The sequence below is a fragment of the Pseudoalteromonas sp. MT33b genome (genome assembly GCF_014117385.1).
Taxonomy (GTDB): Bacteria; Pseudomonadota; Gammaproteobacteria; order Enterobacterales; family Alteromonadaceae; genus Pseudoalteromonas; species Pseudoalteromonas lipolytica.
In genome coordinates this window covers 3,045,505-3,066,116 of the sequence record NZ_CP059831.1, presented here as the reverse complement: position 1 = coordinate 3,066,116, position 20,612 = coordinate 3,045,505, and the positions used below count along the sequence as shown (strand labels likewise).

Sequence of the window (20,612 nt, the reverse complement as noted above, 5' to 3'; positions counted from 1 at the left end):
TGATTACATTTGACGTTAATTTGGATGATTTACATCAAATTGTCATAAAAGGTTAATATTCTACGCGCGTAACGACTTTTGGGAATGTAGTTCATGCGCGTGTCATCATTTACTCGGTTATTAGCCGTTTTACTCACTCTTGCCAGTATCTTACTGGCGGCCACCTTGTTTTGGGCAAGCCAAACCTTACTCGGCTTAGAGCAACAAGATAACGCTTACAACAAGCTAAAAAACACCATTATTATTGATTTAAAAAGCCACCTTGATGATTATTTAGAGCAAGGTGATAGCCAACATTTAAATCAAGCCTCTACCCTGATCAGCGATGTTAAAAAACAGCATTTAGCAAGCTTGCCAAACGAGCTCGCAAGCCAACTAACGGCACAACTCAGCGAATTAGATAATGACATTAACGGTAAATACCGAGCACTGGGGAAACTTTCAGGTAACGAAATGGCGCTGCTTGATAATTCACTCAGGCAAATGGCAGGGTCGGCATCATCGTTAGTGGGTTATGCAACACAAGCCAAGCCACAAACTGCATTAGCGCTTGAGTATTATCAACTTGCAAGTGATTATTACAGTGAAGTAACGACCCTTGCCTTATATACTTACAAACTCATTGTTAGTTTTGATCAAGACACCAAAACCAGCCTTAATCAAAGTGTGGCGAACCTTAACACCCTTGCCAATAAAATAGCGCAACTTGATAATTTGGGGGTCATGAGCGAGGTTGACGAAGACGCCTTATTTTTTGGCGAAGAGGCCGAAGACTTAGCAGGCGACATAAAAGCAGAGCTAAGCAGCTGGCCTAAGCGCTTTCCGCGCGACTTAGCGTCGACCATCGCGCAAGCAGAGCAACGCCAAACAGGCATGCAAGCATTACGTGCGCAAATAAACGCGCTGTCTAGTACGGTACTTGGTGCCGAGCAAAAATTAAAAGAGCAACAAGGGCAACTTAAGCAACAGGTTTTTATTGTGTTTTGCTTTGCTATTGGCATGTTAGTGGTGTTAGCGGCTGGCGTGTACTTTGTACAGCGTAATCAAGTGCTAAACCCACTGCGTCAATTACGTGATGGCTTTGCATTTTTAATTGAAAGCAACGAACTAAAAAATATTCAAAGTAATAACCCCAAGACAGAAGTGGGCGAAATAGCACATTACTTTAACCAGCTAATTGAGCGTCAACGCGGTGAAGCCGAAGAACGAGCGCAAATGCTTAAAGTCATTAATGACTTTATGCTAGAAATGAGCGAACACCTCCACACGATTGGTCAGCAAACTGATGCGAGCCGAACACAGGTCGAGCAAAATCAAGCTTTACTCAATGATATTCAGCATATCGGCGAGCAAGTTAACAGGATAAATAGCCAAGTGGCCGACAATGCCAAGCACACATTCGATGCCATGGAGCAAAGCTTAGGGTTTGCTGACAACATGCTCATAGCCAGCTCACACACTGAGCAACGTGTAGAGCAAGGTTTAACAAGTTTAAAAGCACTATTAAGTGGCGTAAATGATGTTGGCCACGTGATCGAAGTCATTAAAAATATTGCCGAACAAACTAACTTACTGGCACTTAATGCCGCCATTGAATCGGCGCGGGCAGGAGAGCATGGTCGCGGCTTTGCCGTTGTCGCTGACGAAGTGCGTAAATTAGCAAGACAAACCCAAGGCTCACTGGATGATATTAACAGCCAGCTTAGTCGCTTAAGTGAAAACTCAACCATGGTATCAACACAAATTAGTGCGCTTGCGAGTGATGCCGAGCTACAAACGCAAAATGCCCAAGAGTTAAAGCGCAACTCAGAAGGGGTTGCCGAAAATGCACAAGACGCCAATAAAGTCGCGTTTGATGCCATGGAGCTTGCAAAGCAGCAAAATGCTTTACTCGAAAACTTTAGTCAGTCAATGCTCAGCATGAAAGGCCAAGTAAGCGAATCAAATGTTCTTGTGAGCGATATTCAACAGCGCCTACAACAGCAAATGAATACCATTAAACGTAGCTTAGGATTGTAATTAGCCGAAAATGGCTTCGCAGATATCACACACTTTTGTGTATCGTAAAATGAAGCATGTGCTGCAATGTATCGTTTGGGTATATACTCTGAACTCATACTAAAATTTCAAGGAATTATGATGATTGAACAAGGCCAAACTTTACCAACAGCAAGCCTAACAGAACTAACGAGCGAAGGAATGCAAACGCATTCAACAGAGTCTTTGTTTGCAGGCAAAAAAGTGGTTTTATTTGCAGTGCCTGGTGCTTTCACACCAACGTGCTCAAATGCACATTTACCTGAATTTGTGGCACTTGCCGATAAAATTATGGCGAAAGGTGTTGATGCTATTTACTGCGTATCGGTAAACGACGCGTTTGTAATGAAGGCATGGGGTGAGGCGCACAACGCTGAACACATTCGTATGTTAGCCGATGGTGATGCCAGTTTTACTAAAGCGCTTGGTTTAGATAAAGACACCGCGAGTTTTGGTGGTATCCGTTCGATGCGTTATGCAATGATCGTAGAAAACCAAACGGTAGCAGGCTTATTTGTTGAACAAGATAAAGAGTTTGCAGTAAGTCGTGCTGAGGCTATTTTAGAAAAGCTATAAGTACAAAAAAGCCGGACGAGAGTCCGGCTAAAAGTCCCAGGGGAAACGGGAGTATTCAACCATTAAGGTTGATATTGTGCATCAAGTGTTACACCTGAAAAGGTGCGATACGCATTTAAGCTTAAGTGCCACGTACCTGCTTGTGGGTTACTGAATGTACATGTTTCAGCATTGCCATTTTTGTACGGGCGACAGTCATAACTTGATGTTGTAGGCTGGCTGCCAAATTTAACAAACAAGTCAGCATCACCAGTGCCACCAGATGTCGTGACAGTGAAGCTTGCCATGCCTGCTGGTACTTCTAGTGTGTAGTGTTTCCACTGACCCGCACTTGCAGAAATATCAGTAACCGTGCCGCCACCTGCTTGAGGTGCACCTGTACCACCAGATGTTGTTAAATCGCCCACTAGGCTCACTCCTGAATAAGCAGAGTAGCCGTTAAGCATAACGTGATAAGTGCCTGCAGTTGGGTTATCAATCGAACATACTTCTTCATTACCCCCTTTGTATGGGCGACAATCGTATGTTGATGTTGTTGGTGCGCTACCTGCACGAACGTAAAGGTCGGCATCACCTGTACCACCACTCATCGTGAATGTTACGTTTGTAGCACCTGCTGGAACTTCCATTGTGTAGAAAGTTTGGCTGCTAGCCGCACCACTAAGACCCGTAAGAGCTTGACCATCTTCTAACACGTTACCTGTTGGCGGTGGAGGTGTAGTACCCGACGCCGCAGCAACCGCTGCTGCCGCATCTACAATACCAGTACCACAGCTAGTACATGTTGCTGGGAAAGCACGAGTTGTTGATTTTAAAATGCTTTCTATTTCATCAGGTGTTGCAGAAGGTTTCGCTTGCTTAATAAGCGCAGCGACACCGGCAACGTGTGGGGCAGCCATCGACGTACCTTGTGAATAGTGATAGCTGTCGCTTGAAGGGCTAGTTGAGCCTGAGTTGTGAGTTGATAACACACCTTCTGAATCGTTAGCAAAGCTTTGCGCGCCGCCCGGTGCAGCAACATCAATATTACTACCGTAGTTAGAGTAATAAGCACGGCCACCGTTACGGCCAACTGACGCAACGTTTACTACGCCATTACAGTTACCAGGATTATAGTTAGCTGAGTTGTCGTTATCGTTACCTGCTGCAATTACAATCACAGTGCCGTTATTACGAGCTTGGTTGATAGCACTTTGTGTTGTAGAGCTACATGAACCGCTGCCACCTAAACTCATATTGATAACATCAGCAGGGTTTGCATTCGCAGGAACGCCAGATACAGAACCACCTGATGCCCAGATGATACCGTCGGCGATGTCTGATGTTAAACCACCACATTTACCAAGTACACGTACAGGCACAACTTTGGCGTCATACGCAACACCCGCAACACCTTCACCGTTGTTAGTCACAGCAGCGACAGTACCCGCAACGTGCGTACCATGCCAGCTTGAGCTTTGTGCGCCGTGTGTATAACCACACTCATTAGCACTAATAGCGTCACCTGGGTCACGTGCATCGCTATCGCGACCGCCACCGTCATTTGCTACCGATAGGTTAGAGATCATGTCGTAACCCGGTAAAATGTTGGCATTTAAATCAATGTGTGGGCGGTAACCCGTATCAAGTACCGCAACCACAACGCCACTCCCTGTTGCTGTATCCCATGCTGTAGGCAGGTTTAAACCACCAGCTTGCTCATAATAATGCCACTGATCTGAATAACGTGGATCGTTAGGCGTTGCAAATGGCTTTAACATTTGGTCAATTTCGATGTATTCAACGTTACCCGTTGCAACCATTTCTTGCATAAACTCTTGAGCTTCTTCAGCTGATAGCTTTTTATCAGCACGCATAACGTGGTGATTGCTCATTGCCATTGCACGCACGTATTGTGCTTTCACTTGGCCTTTTTTACTTGTGAAGTTTTTAACAAAGCCTTGCGCTTTTTTATTCATTAGCATCGGCGTTTGTTCTGCAGCCGACATAGTCATCATTTCATCATTGTTATTTTTGTATTTAATGATGAATTGTGTACCAAAACCGTCTTGGCCTTGTAGCTTAGCGGCTGTTTCCGCCATAGACGGTGACATCATTTGGTTTGGCGTTGCCATCGCTGCCGTCGTCCCAAACAACGCAGTGAGGCTCAGTGCGATTGCGCACTTTTTTAAGTTATTGTTAGTTGTCATAATGATCCCTAGATTGTTATAAGTTTCTTCGCAATGTTTTTCGCGAAGGGGGACAAAGGTAAAATAAATGTAAATAAAGTTAAAATATCGTTTTGTTATGTTTGTCTCTATTTTAGTTATAAACAAGTGTATAGATGGCTAAATCTGACTTTTAACTGGGTTTTAAGGTGGTTTTCTCATTCTAAAGTTTTAATTTTTCTATTTAGAGTTTTTGCTTTATTTCGTTTTTTAGGTTTATCTTTTTTGTAAAAACACCTTTCTGTTAACACCGCGTATAAAATAACTTGTTATAATCAGCTAAATTTTTTAATGAGTATGCGTAATGATCCAAGTAGATGTAATTGTGATTGGCGCCGGTGCCGCAGGTTTAATGTGTGCAGCACAAGCAGGTTACCGAGGCCGAGCGGTTACAGTGCTTGATATGGGTAAAAAGCCGGGCCGTAAAATTTTAATCAGCGGTGGTGGACGGTGTAACTTCACCAATGAAAATGCCAGCCCAGATAATTACTTATGTACAAACCCTCATTTCGTAAAGTCGTGTTTAAGTCGCTATACCCAACACGACTTTATTGAGTTGGTAGACCGCCATGGTTTGGCGTATCACCATAAAACACTGGGTCAATTATTTTGTGACAACAGCGCTCAAGATATTGTTGATATTTTATTGACTGAATGTGAGTGGGCGGGCGTGAAGATTGCCTTGCGCAACGAAGTGCTTAGCGTCACAAAAACTGATGCAGGGTACGAGGTAATAACCGAGCAAGATACTTATCAATGTGAATCGCTGGTGGTTGCATCGGGTGGCTTAACAATGCCAAAACTGGGTGCATCGCCCATTGGCTACAAAATTGCTGAGCAATTTGGCTTAACGGTTTTACCCACAATGGCAGCGCTTGTGCCATTCACTTTGCACCAGCACGATAAAGACCGTTTTGATGGACTGTCGGGGATCAGTATTCCGTGTGTGGTAACAAGTGAAGACGGTACACAATTTAAAGAAAACATACTCTTTACTCACCGAGGTTTGTCGGGACCTGCTATTTTACAAATTAGCTCGTTTTGGCGCGCAGGGCAGAGTGTGTATATTAATTTATTACCAGCGCTCGATTTAAAACAGCAGCTTGAAGAGTGGCGTCAAAGCCAAGGCCAAAAGTCGCTAAAAAATACCCTCGCGACGATATTGCCAAAGCGTTTTGTAGAGATGCTGCACGACACCAAAGCTATTCCTGATTGTAATGTTAATCAGCTAACCCATACGCAAATAGATGCGCTGCACGACTACATCCACAACTGGCAAATAAAACCTAACGGCACCGAAGGGTATCGCACAGCTGAGGTCACGCTAGGCGGTGTAGACACCGATGAGTTAAGCTCAAAAACATTCGAAGCCAAAAAAGCACCCGGCCTTTACTTTATCGGCGAAGTTACCGACGTGACAGGCTGGTTAGGCGGCTACAACTTCCAATACGCTTGGAGCTGTGGCTTTGCAGCAGGGCAGTATTGTTGATGATATCCAGAGACAAAATAGATTGCAAAGATATCAAAATAGTTAGCAAACATTCAAAATAGTTTGCAAACATCTAATTGGAAGTTATGCTTAGATTTACTTCAAATAAAAAATCTAAGCAAACATGGGTTCAAAAAAGTTCTCAGTTAGTAACAGGTTAAATGCAGGAAACGGACAAGGAGCAGGTGCTTCATATACACCTTGGCTTAGCGTTAATGATGTACCTGGTACAGGAATCAGTGGAAAGTTCTTTGGAATCAAGACTCGACGCCACCACCACACCTTATCCAAGCCAGAAAAATGCTGTTATTTGCAATGTGAATTTAACCCAAATGTAGTTGATATTCGAGAGCAATTTCCATTATACAATACGCAATTGATACTTGAGCTGTGCCGAAAGCTCAATATCAAAGTATCAAAACAGAAAGCTGAATTTGATAAGTTACGTCCTCGAATTTTTACAACAGACATACTTATTACTAAAAACAGTAAAGGAAAAGTCTGGTATGAAGCCATCAGTGTAAAAGACAAAATCTCAAGCTTAATTACAAAAACAAACAGGTCACTTCAATTACAAGAAATAGAGAGACTCTATTGGGCTGCTCACGGTGTTGCTTGGAAACTCTTTATTCCAGATGACCTAGCGATTATAAACTCAAAAAATATAGAATTTATTACCTCCCCTATTCGAAAAAGCGGCCATACACTCCCTAACGATATAAAGTTAGCCGTCCTAAAAGAGCTAAGAGTAGGGACATTCCAATTTTCGATGCTGAGTTCTCAGTTAGCTAGTCAGCTAGACTTGCATGTTCAGTTGGTGAAGCAAGCTATTGCTGAGATTTTCTTTGAGCACTTAATTGAAGTTGATCTATCCGTAGACATAAAAAGACTAGATTTAATTAGTGTGTTATCAATCAACGATATTAGGTCTGAGAACAATCCTTATGGCAATATTGCATAAATCAGTCTGGGAAATAGACTCAGAAAAACACAATCTCTTAGGTACTTACCGTGTACTAGACGTAATCGAAGCTAGCAATGCTTTAATACTAGTAGAAATTCCTACTGGAAGTTCAGTTACGAGGCCATTCCTATTTGAAATGGATGAATTTGAGCGCTTATTGAAAACTGACAGAGTGCGAAAACAAGGGGAATTACAACCGTTACTCTCAGAAGACGAAATACCGACTAAATGGAAGGTAAAACGAGATGAAAATTATAATTTAATAGCTCCTTTGGTTCATAGTCCCACTTTTTTGTATGAATTAGCATCACAAAATAGAGTGAAAACTATAGCTAATTATATACGTTCTTTAGCTGACCCTAAGTCAACTGCCTCTTCAATATATCGCTTGCTTTCTAAATATTATTCATACGGTTCAAGCAAGAACGCACTACTACCTAAATATTGGAACGTAGGTAATAAAGGGAAAGAAAAAGTATATCTAGATAAGCTTGGGGGCAGAAATCCTAGTATTAAGGTTTATGGGCAGACCCCACAAAAGCAGGCATTATCAAATCAAGATAAGGACTACATTAAGGCTAGTCTCAATAAGCTAAAAAGGCAGAGACATCAAAAAGTTAAGTTTACTAGCCTATACGAAGATTTTTGTATAGCACGATATTTTGATGAAATAGAACAAGCTAGTGAAGAAAGAAGACCAGCTAGAGTACCAACATTAAGGCAATTTAAATACTTCGTAAATAAGCATTTAAGTCTCCATCAAAAAACAACAATAGAAAAAGGCGATAGCTTTTTTGAAGGCAACGTAAAACAGCTATCTTCCTGTTCAACAAGTGATACCTATGGCCCTGGAAGCGTATTTCAAGTTGATGCTACAGTAGCCGACGTACATTTAATTTCCTCGCAAACTCAGAAACATATTGGCCGCCCTACAATTTATTGTTTGATCGACGTCCATACTAGGCTAATTGTAAGTTTCTATATCGGAACAAAGGCTCCAAGTTGGGAAACAGCACAATTAATGTTTTGGTATCTAATTGCGGAAAAGAGCGAATTGCTAAATCGGTTTGGTATTGAATACAAACCAGAGCAATGGCCTTGTAGCTCACTTCCTGCAAAGATAGTTGCAGATAGAGGCGAGTTTATTGGCAAAAAGCCCGAAAACTCTTTACCTAGTTTGGGCGTAGCTCTAGAGTTTACTCCGCCTTTCCGAGGAGATTTAAAAGCTATTGTTGAAAAAAGATTTGACCTATTTAACGGTACTTTGCACGAGCTTGACGGTACAACAAAAGGCAAGCTTAAAAAAAGAGATGAAAAATCCCCCTCTCTCAAAGCAGTTTTAAACCTAAAAGATTTTGGAAATATCTTGATTAGGGACTTTATCGCGCACAACAATCAAGTTTTAGATGGCTTATTAGATGTTGAGTTGTATAAACGAAATATTGCACCTACTCCAATTAATTACTGGGAACATTTAGTCAATAATAACGTTCATGAATTGCACTCGATAGAACAATCTCAACTCATTGCAGGTTTACTAGATAAGTGCCCTCGTTTCCATATAACAAGAGAAGGAATAGTAGTAAGAGAGCTAGTTTACACGTCCCCTGCATTTAGAGAACTGATAAACCAACACGGTAGCCGAAAACTCAACTCCAAGGGTGAGTGTAGGATGAAAAAAGAAGACCCAAGTTGTATTTATTTTAGGGAAAATGACAGGCAATCATATATTAAACTGGGTTTAGCTAGTAAACACGCTAAGTTTAATGGCCTAATAGCGGAAGACGTAATCGAAATTCAAAAGTGGATGAAAAGTAAAAAGCGTGAGGCAGAACAACAAGTAATAAAACTGACAAAGCGCAAAAAGAATCAAGATATTTTAAGCTCAGCAAGAACACATAAATCGAAGAAAGGTTCCCAAAAGGCTGTCCAAAGTACAACTACTGAAAACAGAAAAGCTGAGCCTAATATAATGACGCTTGAGGTGTTTCAAGAGAAGCCACATAAAACATCTCACAGCTCGAAGATTGATTTAAAGCCACAAGAAGAGTTTGACGAAAAAATACAAAGTTTATGGGATGATAGTGATGACTAAAACTGTTTATTCAAAAGCTACTATTCCTGCCCACCGTGGAAATCCTCTTATCGAGTGTTTGCCTGATTTAGAAGATAAAGAGTTACTCAAATCTTGGATACAAAAGCCAACTTTATCACCAGAAGAAAAAAGTGAATCAAATAGGTATCGTCGATTGAGTATCAGCTCTTTAGATCAAACCTTTAACTACCCATTACAAACATATCGAGAGTTCTTTAATAGGCTAGAAGAAGCGCTTTTAAGTAGCTATGCTGCAAAAAATCCCTTAGACCCATCAACCATTCACTTCTTACATAATTTAGATTATGACGATACCATTTTAAAACCTAAAGGCCGCTTCAAACCTAATGGTAAAGCTATAACTTTATTAGGGAAAAGTGGAGTTGGTAAATCTACGATGATAGAGCGAACTTTAGGTGTGTTCAGGCAATTATATCTACATGATGAGTACCAAAACAAAAATCTCGGTGGACTAAAGCAGATAACCTATTTACTAGTAGAATGCCCATCAAGCGGTTCACCGAAAAGCTTATGTATTGCTATTCTCGCTGAATTAGGACGGTTGGCAGGCTTGAATAAAGATGAGTTTCTTAATACTCGTTTAAGTAGAGAACAGCTTGAACTGTTGGTTGAAATGCGACTTCGTGAATACTTTGTTGGCGTATTAGTCATAGATGAAATTCAAAATCTGCTTCAAGCTAAAAGCGGTATGGCCGATTTATTAGCCTTCTTATTATTGTTGGTTAATAGGTCTGGTGTCGTTTTAGTTTTTTCAGGAAACGAAGATGCCCGTGATATTTTTACTCAAAAACACAGAATAGGCCGAAGAGGTGAAGCTGGCGGCGTTGTCGAAATGCAACCTCTAAACAAAAAAAGTTGGCAATCAGTTTTGGCAGTTTTATGGCGATACCAGTGGCTGAGAGAAGAAACAAAACTAACACAGAAGATTGTCGATCTCTTCTTTAGTTTAACTGGTGGATTTATTGACCAAACGATCAGGGTATTTCAAGAATGCCAAAAGGTAGCAATCGAGAATGGTAGTGAAAAGATTACGTTAGAGAACATTAAGGAGGCATATGAAAAAGCCTGTGCTTTTTCTCATAGCTATATATTGAGTGATAGCCAAGAGGACATTATTGAATCTATTTTCGATGAAGAAGATAGTTACGAGCATGAAGCAAGTAAGCCAAGAGCACAAAATTCTGAATTTCCAGAGCTTGACTACCTTCACACAGAGTTTCAAATTAACGAAAATTTCGACTTGAAACCAATTCTAATATCGTTGGACAGCAACGACTCAGATTTCGAACAAAACCTATATAAGACGGGATTGGTATGCACGAATTTGATTGATTGAACTTTGTTAGCTAGATTTGATTCAAGGAGGTTACACGAGAAAATTTAAGTGATTTCTTTTCCTAATGAAAGTATTTATAGCATCCTTGCCAGATATCATCAGAGATCAGGTAGCCCTACTCCCTCACACACATATCGTCAAATTTTTGGTAAACCAAAGAAAAGAATTCATTGTTACTTGCCATCAAATATAGCTCAAATTGGAAAATTTCTATGTATCCCTCCAGAGAAGTTACTCTACGAGAACACGTTATACCGCTTGTATGCATTCTTCTTATCTAAGAAGGATGCAAAGCAGTTGAAGATTTCGATGTTGTGCGGAGGAAGCAATAATCCCACAAACATTGTTGATTCAAGGTCTAACTTAGCAAAACATAATTATGTATATAAATATTGTCCCATATGCCAACAGCAATATCTGATGAATTATGGGAGCGTTTATTGGCGAATTGAAGAGCAACTACCATTTATTGATTATTGCACAAAACATAGCAACTGCTTGGAGCAAATGTTTGGAGGAGATTCTGGTGTTGCTAATAAGCTCATTCTTCCACCATTAGAGCTATCCAATTTAGAAAAAAGAGAAGAATTAACCAAAAATTTTTGTCAGTTTTATTTCGATTTCTTTAATCAAATCTCGACGTTTTCTGAACAAACTAGATTTGAAAGTGTTGTCACTAATCTAGCAAACTCAAAAGGGTTATATCAAGGTAGTCAAATAAATAACAAACGTATTATTTCACTCCTAAATAAGAAGTCAGCAAGTATTCCAAATTTGTGTACCAATTATAATTGGTTACTAAGGTTATTAAGACATCCCAAGAATAGCTACCATCCATTGAAAGGCATAGTGGCCCTTTATTTATTATCAGATAGTTTGAACGGACTATTAGTTGATCGAAGCCCCCAGCCTTACGTTCAACTGAAGCCGAACGAACCAAATGTAGAAGAAAGAACGGACGAAAAAATAATCAAGCTTTACAAAAAGCAATACTCTCTAAATAAAATAAGTACGACTTTAAACATCTCAAGAACCAAAGTTAAATCAATCTTAAAACAAGAAAGATTGATTCCATTAACAGAAATCGAAAGAAGAGTATGCGTGAAAGCACTTACAGGAAATGACAGACGTTTGATTGCACAAGAGCTTAATCTAAGTGTTGGTTATGTTGAACAATGTATTTCTATGGACAAAACGCTTGTAAGGCACAGGAAGAATTTGAAGCAAAATCAGATTAAATCTGAATATAGATATTCGCTCAAATTGTTTATAGATTGTCATCCTAGCTGCTCCATTAAGCACGTAAAAGCTAACAGAAACAAAGAGTATCACTGGTTATATAGGAACGATAAGAACTGGCTAGATTCAGTTTTACCAGCACCCACAAAGCCTCTTGTCCCAATTCGTTCCAAACTAAAAATAAATCACAGGTAACCACAGAATAAAAAATCGCATAAAAATCAAAATCATACCGCCAAGTTGCAAATTCGTACATGCTGTACGAATAAAATAAAATAAAAAAACTACTTGCAATAAATACAAAGCAGAGTCTATTATTACCTCAACAAAATAAATCGTACACCGAAAACGAATGGAGGTAATAATGAAAACTATCGATTCAGTATGTAAGGAACTAATAACTGGTGCAACAAATGCTCTTTTTGAAAAGAGTAATCAAAACGATGAAAAAACAGTTCACTTGCTAACAGGCAGCTCTTTAAACCTAAATGGTGAAGTTGTTGAGCAACAACTTAGTAAAGTCATCATCAAAGAAGGCAAAGATATAGAACGTTTTCGACTACATGAAGGGGATGTAGTGCTTTTGGCAAAAGGAAACTCAATTAGAGCTGGTTATGTTACTGCAAAGACAGCAGCGCTAAAGGTAATTGCCTCTGCCAACTTTATCCTATTAAGACCAAATTCAACTGAACTTGTTGGTGAAGTATTAGTGGCTTATTTCAATTCTCCAGAAGGTCAGAACTTACTTGATGCTACTAGCACTGGAGCAGCGATTAAGAACATCAGCTTATCAAACATCAAAAAGTTAGAAATTGAGTTGCCGACATTAGCTAAGCAAAAAGAAATAGCTGAACTCTTTCATGCTAGTAATCAAGCTTATCAGTCAACAATAAATTTGGCAGAGCAGCAAAAGAAAGTGGCAATTGCCTGTATAAGCCAACTAATGAAAGGAGCTGCATAATGGATAATTTACAGAAAGATTTGTGGAATGCGATGGATCAATGTCGTGGTTCTATGGAAGTAACACACTTGATTGAGTTATTTACCTATATCGCTTTTATCGCGAAAGAAGCTCCCGATACCTTTCAAACAATTGTAAATAGCGGACTGGCAAAGCAACTAGATATGCTAATTGAAGCAGGAAAAGCGCTTGAAGGTAAGCACCCAACAGAAGTTTGCGCAGCTCCTGAACAGTATCGAATTGACCCTAAAATCGTTGGTGTTGCTATAGCGTTTGTGGCCGAAGTTTCAGAGTTTAGTTTGTTAGCGAAAGCATTGAGAGACTATACGAAAGGGCTTGGAAAGTTCAAAGGCGAGATGTCATCCAATCTCAACATGGAAAGAATCTTTACATCGCTTATTGGTGATTGCAGTAATAAATCTTTGTATGACGGAGCCTGTGGCCTAGCCAGAATAACTTCAAGTTTGAACCCTGAAGTGCTCTACCTAGAAGAGAAAAACCATAGTACCTGGATCACTGCTTATAGATTGCTAACGCTAGAAGATAAGAGCTTTCAAATGAATAAAAGTGACTCGCTTTTAGAATCAGCTTTTGGATACAAACCCCAATTTGATTTGGCAGTTATGGAACCACCAATGTCACTTAAGTTTAGCGCTGATGCTCGCCGGATGCTTGCGGGGTCACCTTTTATCAAAGTTCCTACTGGAAGCGCAGTGTCGGCCACTTCAGGTGACAGCCTGTGGATACAACAGGCTCTAAGTAACCTAAATGACACAGGTAAAGCATACATATTGTTACCTCAAGGCGTTCTATTTAGGGGCGGCTACGATGCTAAAGTTCGCGAATATCTATTAGAGAACGAGCTAATAGAAACAATCATCGGCTTACCTGCATCTTTGTTGGACTTCACAGGGATTCCTACTGTTTTATTAGTGCTTAATAAAAATAAACCTGCGGGTTCCCCTGTTATCTTCGTCGATGCAAGTGAAATTGGCACGTCCAATAAACACGCTACAGAAATATCCAATGCTGATGCGAAGTTAATAGCGGATTTAGCAGCGGGAAAGCTTCCAGATGATGAGCGTTTCAGAGCTGTATTTATTCCTGAAATCAGAGATCAGAATAATGAATTAAACATCTCAAGATACATTATTAAAAACATTACAGTTGAGGAAATCGATATAGCTCAAGAGCTAAAAACACTACAAAGCTGCAAGGCAGACTTTGAGCAATCTCAACAAAAGTTAACTTCGTTACTGATTAAATTTCAATAAGTTAGTAGTATGAGCAACAGCAGAATGTTGCTTCAGAATAGTTAGTGACGGAACCAAATTAAAAGGACAAGATAAAATGACGCAACATGAAAAATTAACCTTAGAAAAATTAGAAACCTGGTTATGGGATAGCGCAGATATCATGCGCGGCAGTATCGATAGCTCTGATTTTAAAAACTACATTTTTGGACTGATATTTTTAAAACGCTTAAACGACGTATTTCTTGAGCGAATCGATCAAGAAATGGAAAAAGAAGGCTGTAGTAAAGAAGAAGCTATTGCCATCATCGAAGAAGACTATGCAAATGAATTTGTGCCAGTAGATGCTCGCTGGGACAATATCATCAAAAAAACTGAAAATATCGGTGAAAGCATTGATGAAGCGTTTGCGGAAATAGAAGCACAAAATACCGATTTAGAGCGTGTATTAACAGCCATCAAATTTGGTGATAAAGAACGTCTAAGTAATGATTTATTGCAACGTTTATTACGACATTTCAATAAGCACAAGTTAGGTAACAATAACCTATATAAAGCCGATATGTTAGGTGATGCCTACGAATATCTAATTGCTCAATTCGCCGATGATGCAGGTAAAAAAGGTGGAGAGTTCTATACACCACACGGCGTAGTTGAGTTAATTGTTAAGCTAATTGATCCTCAGCCTGGTCATGAAATTTATGACCCAACATTTGGTTGTGGCGGTATGTTAGTAGAGAGCGCTCGTCATATTGCAGAAAAACCAAATGGAATGAGATTTGGCAAGCCAAACTGTGTTTTATATGGTCAGGAACGTAATCTTGGTACTTGGGCGATTGGTAAGCTGAATTTATTTCTGCATAACATGACGGCGAAACTAGAGCGCGGTGATACCTTGGTTGACCCTAAGCATAGAGACGGCAATAGCATTCTGGCCTTTGATCGCGTAATCGCTAACCCTCCATTTTCAGCGCTTGACTGGTGGACACCATTAGAAGCCAACAAACAAACTAGAACCGATAAAAATGGAAACGTCACAGAAGTTGCTCCTAATTACAAAAAAGAACTAAAAGATCCATATGGTCGTTTTAGTTACGGTATCGCGCCACGTAAAAAAGCAGATTTCGCATTTGTTCAACACATGGTTGCAAGTCTTAAAGAAGATGGCCGCATGGGTGTTGTAGTTCCTCATGGTGTGCTATTTCGTGAAGGTGATGACGGTAAAATCCGTAAAGCTATGCTTAAAGGTGTCAATGATTTTAAAGGTGACTTAATAGAAGGCATTATCGGTTTACCTACAGGCTTGTTTTATAACACGGGTATTGCCGCAGCTATTATCTTAATCAATAAAAGCAAACCCGCAGCACTTAAAGATAAGGTTATCTTTATTGATGCTAGTGAAGGGTTTGAGGAAGGTAAAAACCAAAATAAATTGCGTGAAACAGACATCGAAACTATCACTACCCGTTTCAATAAAGCTGTTGAGCAACTAGTTGATGCGGGTGAGCAAACCGAAGAAAAAACCAAAGAACTTATACAAAAAGTTGAAGTTGAAAAGTATTTGCGCGTTGTAGAAATGGACGAGATTGAGCAAAACGATTTTAACCTCAATATCAGCCGTTACATCGATACTACCGAACCAGAAGAGATCATTGATGTACAGGCAGTTTTAAAAAGCCTTGAGTCTATTGATGCAGAAATCACTGAGCTAGATAAAGTGTTAAAAGAACATTTATCAGTAATTAACTTTGACGAGGAGCCTAGCCATGCTGGGGAATAAGATTGAAAATATTCCTGATGGTTGGACTGTCGCTAATGTTGAAGACATTGCAGATATAAAAACAGGTTCAGGTGATACACAAGATAGAGAAGAAGGCGGCAAATATCCTTTTTATGTTCGTTCGAATACCATTGAGCGAGTAAATCACTATTCGTTTGACGGTGAAGGTGTGCTTACTTCAGGTGATGGTGTGGGAGTAGGAAAAATATACCACTATGTGAATGGTAAAATTCATTATCACCAACGAGTCTATAACATTCATAACTTTAAAAAGAATGTTTTAGGTAAGTATTTTTATGAGTATTTTAGCCACAACTTTTACAACCGTGTAATGCGCATGAGCGCCAAAGGGTCGGTTGATTCAGTTCGTTTAGACATGATTGCTAAAATGAGCGTGTTAATTCCTCCTTTAGAGGAACAAGATGCAATTACAAAAATACTATCTTCTCTAAGTAAAAAAATAGATTTGGTTTCTAAAAAGATTGAAAACACAACAACCTTAAAAGTGGGGTTAATGCAAAAGTTATTTTCTGAAGGAATTGGAACTAAAAAAGAGGAACGGTGGGAACCACATGTAGATTTTTGTGTATCTCCTATAGGAAAGATTCCAAAAAGCTGGAAAATAATAACGATAGAAGAATTAGGGGGAATTGTTGAAGATGGAGACAGAGGCAAAGAGTATCCTAAGCAAGACGAACTATCTGATGAAGGCCATTGTTTATTTTTAAATGCAAAAAATGTTACTAAATCAGGCTTAGATTTCACAAAGCTCCAATTTATAACCGAAAACAAAGATAACAAGCTCAGGAAAGGTAAAGTATTAAAGAACGATATTGTTATTACCACTCGTGGTTCCGTAGGGCATGTTGGTTATTTCCAAGATTTCGATGATTACGAAAGTGTCAGAATAAATTCTGGTATGGCGATAATAAGAACAGAATATAACAGTTACTTAAATGTTTTTATGATGTCTAGTTTATTTAAAAAGCAAGTTAATAAAATGGCATTTGGTAGCGCTCAACCTCAGTTGACTATCAAGAATATTAAAAACTTCAAGGTTGCTATTCCTGGCTCTAATGAAGAAATGGAACAAATAACCGCTGCTATTTTAAATATGGATGATCAGTTACGATTGTTGTATCAGAAGAAGTTGCGTCTTGAAGAATTTAAAAAAGGATTGATGCAAAAATTACTTGCAGGTAAGTGGCGCGTAAACTTGAGAAAAGTAGCCGAAAAGAGTGCTATTGAAGCATAAGGATTAAGGTCTAAAAAATGGAACAAAAAAATAATAATCAGCCTGAATTAGTTGGAGTAGAAAAGCCAGCGATCGCATGGCTAGTTAAATTGGGCTACACCCACTTACCAGGCAAAAGTATTGAGCAAGACCTTAGAACTGAAGCGCCAATCTTGGAAAAAGTGCTGTCTGCTAGATTGCTCAAACTTAACCCTTGGTTAGGTGAGGTAGTTAATGGCCCCAAACGAGCCATAAAGTTACTGCGAGACATTTGGTTGGATGAAAATTCAGACCTAATGTTGGCTAACCAAGCTTTTTGGCTGAAAGTCTTGTTCCATAGTGATCTTCAGGTTAAAGATAAAGATGGTAATCCGAAGAGTATTCGCTTTATTGACCAAACATCTGCATCAGCAAACGACTTTCATGTTGTCGATCAGTATGTAGGTAAAAATGCCAATGATGACCCTTTTAAACCTGATCTTCTGTTATTCATAAATGGCATTCCGCTTGGCATTATTGAATGCAAAAAGAGCAGCGTTAAGTTAGAAAAAGGTATTGCTCAAATTGACGGTTATATTAATACCTTTAAGCCTCATTTTGCTTTTAATATGGTGTGTGCGGCAATTAACCGTACCGCTGCTAAATATGGTGCAATCTACTCTCCAGAGCAGTTTTATTTAACTTACAAATTTGATCCGAACCGCCCAGAAGAAAAACAGATTCTTGATGAGATAGAAGAGAAGCTTGGTAAAACACCAACAGAGCAAGACAAGTTAATTTGGGCTTTGTTTGAGCCATCACGTTTCTTACGTTTGGTATGCTTTTATCCTATTTATGAATTAGAAGATGGCACGGTCATTAAGAAGCTGCCTCGCTATCAGCAATTGCGTGCAGTAGAAAAAACACTAACTAGGCTGCACGGTAAAGATCTTAAGCACCCTGGCGAACAGTTAGGCGGCACTATATGGCATACGCAAGGCAGCGGTAAGTCACTCACTATGGTAATGCTAGCCAGATTACTAAGAGCTGAAGCGTCAGGATTTGATAATCCAAGCATTTTAATTCTGACCGATAGAACCGATCTAGATAATCAAATTTTCAATACCATCGATCATGTAGCAGGAATAACTGCAAGTAAGGCCAACTCAGTATCAGGACTTGAAGCCTTATTGGGTAACGACTATGGCATGGTATTTACGTCAACTGTGCAAAAATTCCAAGAGCGTGATGGCAAACCTATTAAAGCCGCGCAAGAAACTGAAGACGCTGACAGTGTTGAGCGCCTAAAGTCGCGAGTACGCCGTGTTTCAAGAAAAGATGACAAAGGCAAAGAGAATTACTGGATAATTAAAGAGGTTAATGAAAACCTTGGTAAGTTTGACGACGATGGTGAACCATTAAAGGCAAAGTGGAAAGCAGTAAGTGAAGAACAAGTAGATTTTAAGGTACTTTCCACTAAGCATAATTTCTTCGTAATGATTGATGAAGCACACCGTTCTCAATATGGCTTTTTAGCCGCATTTATGCGAGCAAGCCTACCAAATGCTAAGTTTCTAGCTTTCACTGGTACACCACTTGGAAAAGACGATAAAAACACTCTCAAAGAGTTTGGTGGTGCTGATTACATTGACACTTACCGACTTGATGAAGCGGTAGCTGATGGTGCGACTTTACCTATTAAGTATTTAGAAGGTATGAGTGACTGGTTCAGTGATGGCAATTTACAAAAAGAGTTTAATGACAAATTCGGGCAAGAGCCGCCTGAACGTAAGAAAGCTCTGAAGCAGCAGTTATTAAAAAAACGTCGTGGGGCAAAGGAACGCATCACCGAAAATGCAAAGCACTTAATTGAGCACTTCTTAACATCTGTAAAAGCTCGCGGATTTAAAGGAATGCTAGTATGCGATGGCCGTGAGCAAGCGATAAAATATAAAGACACGCTTGATGCACTAATGGAAGAGAGAAAGAAAGAAGGTTTACCTACTTTTGAAAGTCGGGTTGTTATTTCCCTCAACAGCATGACAGAAAAGCGCACAGGTGCGAGTGAACAGAAGAAAGCTGAGGAAAAAGGACTCAAGAAAAAACTAGAGACCATAGAAGAACGTGTTAAGCGCGAAATAAAAGAAGGCAAAACACCTGTCTGTGTGCCAACTGATGACATTCCTGCTCTTGCCAATGAACTCTTTAAGTTGCCATATGGTGATGAAAAAGAAAATCTGAAAGACGAGAAAGCTAAAGTTAATAATATCGGCTTAATTATCGTATCAGACATGTTGTTAACGGGCTGGGATGCTCCAATAGTTAATACTTTGTTTTTAGACAAGTCGCTTAAGGAACATACTTTGTTGCAAGCCATTGCGCGGGTTAATCGAACGCGTAAAGGAAAGAAAGCAGGCTACATCATGGATTACTACGGCATAGTTGAAGCTCTCGATGAGGCTTTAAAGATATTTGCAGGTGATGTTAAGCAAGAACAAGTTTGGACGGATGTTGAAGCAGAGCTTCCAAAGCTTAAGGCTGCAATGCAGAAGGTATTAGATATTTTGCCTAAGAAGCATAACTTAGTTAAGCAAGCAGAAGCTTACAAAGAAGATGCTGACTTGTATTTAGATCCTGATACACGATTAGATATTGTTGAGGACTTCTTAGCCGCACTTGCTGAGTTTAATAGCAAACTAGATATTGTACTGCCGGATCAAAGAGGGGCACCGTTTAAGCCTTATTTCACTGTATTCAATGAAATTAAACTGGCGCTTCGCCAGAAACTACCAGAGTTTGCCGACAAAGCGCGGGTAACAGAAGCTGAAACCGCGATTTTAAAAGAGTTGCTAGACGAGCATATTGAAGCCAGCCCTGTTAAGAGCTTGTTGGATAGAGAAATTTCAATTCTTGACGCTGCCGACATGGACTTATTGAAAAAACAAAAAGGCGTTGGTAGTGCTGCATTGGTTATGAAAAATCAACTCAAGCACACTATCAAAACAGGCAAGAATAAAGACCCTGGCTTCTTTGGTGATTTAGAGCAGGAACTAGAAAAGCTACTGAAGGATGAGAAAGAAGGAAGAATCGAGCAAGCACAGTTTTTAGAGCAATTAGAGCTTTTCTCCAAGCGAATTAAGGATAAGGATGCTCAAGCTGGAGATATGGGCTTTACAACCGCTAGCGAAATCGCTGTATTCAACTATTTAAAAACTCAAGTGGAAGATGCCGAAGCTGAAGCGTGGACAAAAGGTATCTTCAAAGATAATGATTTGTCAGAAGTGCTAATTTCAAACATTTGGAAAAAGCAGGACGATATTCACCCCGCAATGAAAAAGTCGATTAGAACGGTACTACGAGGACTCGCAGGCTGGGATATGACGGTAGCTAGGCAGCATACCAATGAGATATTTAAGATAATGCTGAATAACTAGGTTTGTA

At 39.7% G+C, this 20,612-nt stretch carries 13 protein-coding genes; 12 read left to right on the top strand and 1 reads right to left on the bottom strand.

Annotation, left to right across the window (positions count from 1 at the left end):
- Positions 1–93 precede the first annotated feature (93 nt).
- Together H3302_RS13875 and H3302_RS13870 are read left to right on the top strand one after the other, a co-directional pair.
- Positions 94–2,019, top strand: coding sequence for a methyl-accepting chemotaxis protein (locus H3302_RS13875; protein ID WP_182395581.1), 1,926 nt, complete (start codon positions 94–96; stop codon positions 2,017–2,019).
- Positions 2,020–2,139: 120 nt separating this feature from the next.
- Complete coding sequence (locus tag H3302_RS13870; protein ID WP_075593960.1) at positions 2,140–2,613, top strand: peroxiredoxin; 474 nt, start codon at positions 2,140–2,142, stop codon at positions 2,611–2,613.
- Between the two features lie 62 nt (positions 2,614–2,675).
- Here H3302_RS13870 and H3302_RS13865 read toward each other — a convergent pair whose 3' ends face one another.
- On the bottom strand, positions 2,676–4,802 hold the full coding sequence (locus H3302_RS13865; RefSeq protein WP_065978316.1) for a S8 family peptidase: 2,127 nt from the start codon (positions 4,800–4,802) through the stop codon (positions 2,676–2,678).
- 322 nt (positions 4,803–5,124) lie between these two features.
- Between H3302_RS13865 and H3302_RS13860 the strand changes: the two genes are divergently transcribed.
- From H3302_RS13860 to H3302_RS13815, 10 genes are all read left to right on the top strand, one after another.
- Complete coding sequence (locus tag H3302_RS13860; protein WP_182395579.1) at positions 5,125–6,309, top strand: NAD(P)/FAD-dependent oxidoreductase; 1,185 nt, start codon at positions 5,125–5,127, stop codon at positions 6,307–6,309.
- A gap of 124 nt (positions 6,310–6,433) precedes the next feature.
- Positions 6,434–7,270, top strand: coding sequence for a TnsA endonuclease N-terminal domain-containing protein (locus H3302_RS13855; RefSeq protein WP_182395577.1), 837 nt, complete (start codon positions 6,434–6,436; stop codon positions 7,268–7,270).
- The gene (locus H3302_RS13850) at positions 7,254–9,368 is read left to right on the top strand and encodes a DDE-type integrase/transposase/recombinase (RefSeq protein WP_182395574.1); all 2,115 of its coding nucleotides are present in this window, start codon (positions 7,254–7,256) and stop codon (positions 9,366–9,368) included. The genes H3302_RS13855 and H3302_RS13850 overlap by 17 nt, the downstream gene beginning before the upstream one ends.
- Positions 9,361–10,725, top strand: coding sequence for an ATP-binding protein (locus H3302_RS13845; RefSeq protein ID WP_182395572.1), 1,365 nt, complete (start codon positions 9,361–9,363; stop codon positions 10,723–10,725). The genes H3302_RS13850 and H3302_RS13845 overlap by 8 nt, the downstream gene beginning before the upstream one ends.
- Positions 10,726–10,773: 48 nt before the next feature.
- A complete protein-coding gene (locus H3302_RS13840) occupies positions 10,774–12,159 on the top strand; it encodes a TnsD family Tn7-like transposition protein (protein ID WP_182395569.1) in 1,386 nt (461 codons plus the stop codon).
- Between the two features lie 169 nt (positions 12,160–12,328).
- Positions 12,329–12,925: a restriction endonuclease subunit S gene (locus H3302_RS13835; RefSeq protein ID WP_182395567.1), complete on the top strand. Its 597-nt coding sequence runs from the start codon at positions 12,329–12,331 to the stop codon at positions 12,923–12,925.
- Complete coding sequence (locus tag H3302_RS13830) at positions 12,925–14,199, top strand: N-6 DNA methylase (RefSeq protein WP_182395564.1); 1,275 nt, start codon at positions 12,925–12,927, stop codon at positions 14,197–14,199. The genes H3302_RS13835 and H3302_RS13830 overlap by 1 nt, the downstream gene beginning before the upstream one ends.
- Before the next feature lie 76 nt (positions 14,200–14,275).
- Positions 14,276–15,958, top strand: coding sequence for a class I SAM-dependent DNA methyltransferase (locus tag H3302_RS13825; protein ID WP_182395562.1), 1,683 nt, complete (start codon positions 14,276–14,278; stop codon positions 15,956–15,958).
- A complete protein-coding gene (locus tag H3302_RS13820) occupies positions 15,945–17,213 on the top strand; it encodes a restriction endonuclease subunit S (RefSeq protein ID WP_182395560.1) in 1,269 nt (422 codons plus the stop codon). Before H3302_RS13825 ends, H3302_RS13820 begins: the two co-directional genes overlap by 14 nt.
- Positions 17,214–17,230: 17 nt before the next feature.
- Complete coding sequence (locus H3302_RS13815; protein ID WP_182395558.1) at positions 17,231–20,605, top strand: type I restriction endonuclease subunit R; 3,375 nt, start codon at positions 17,231–17,233, stop codon at positions 20,603–20,605.
- Positions 20,606–20,612 lie beyond the last annotated feature (7 nt).

Coding starts and splice junctions, on each gene's coding strand:
- H3302_RS13855 (WP_182395577.1), top strand. CDS start 6,434: ATGGGTTCAAAAAAGTTCTCAGTTAGTAACAGGTTAAATGCAGGAAAC.
- H3302_RS13875 (WP_182395581.1), top strand. CDS start 94: ATGCGCGTGTCATCATTTACTCGGTTATTAGCCGTTTTACTCACTCTT.
- H3302_RS13830 (WP_182395564.1), top strand. CDS start 12,925: ATGGATAATTTACAGAAAGATTTGTGGAATGCGATGGATCAATGTCGT.
- H3302_RS13835 (WP_182395567.1), top strand. CDS start 12,329: ATGAAAACTATCGATTCAGTATGTAAGGAACTAATAACTGGTGCAACA.
- H3302_RS13820 (WP_182395560.1), top strand. CDS start 15,945: ATGCTGGGGAATAAGATTGAAAATATTCCTGATGGTTGGACTGTCGCT.
- H3302_RS13865 (WP_065978316.1), bottom strand. CDS start 4,802: ATGACAACTAACAATAACTTAAAAAAGTGCGCAATCGCACTGAGCCTC.
- H3302_RS13825 (WP_182395562.1), top strand. CDS start 14,276: ATGACGCAACATGAAAAATTAACCTTAGAAAAATTAGAAACCTGGTTA.
- H3302_RS13850 (WP_182395574.1), top strand. CDS start 7,254: ATGGCAATATTGCATAAATCAGTCTGGGAAATAGACTCAGAAAAACAC.
- H3302_RS13845 (WP_182395572.1), top strand. CDS start 9,361: ATGACTAAAACTGTTTATTCAAAAGCTACTATTCCTGCCCACCGTGGA.
- H3302_RS13870 (WP_075593960.1), top strand. CDS start 2,140: ATGATTGAACAAGGCCAAACTTTACCAACAGCAAGCCTAACAGAACTA.
- H3302_RS13860 (WP_182395579.1), top strand. CDS start 5,125: ATGATCCAAGTAGATGTAATTGTGATTGGCGCCGGTGCCGCAGGTTTA.
- H3302_RS13815 (WP_182395558.1), top strand. CDS start 17,231: ATGGAACAAAAAAATAATAATCAGCCTGAATTAGTTGGAGTAGAAAAG.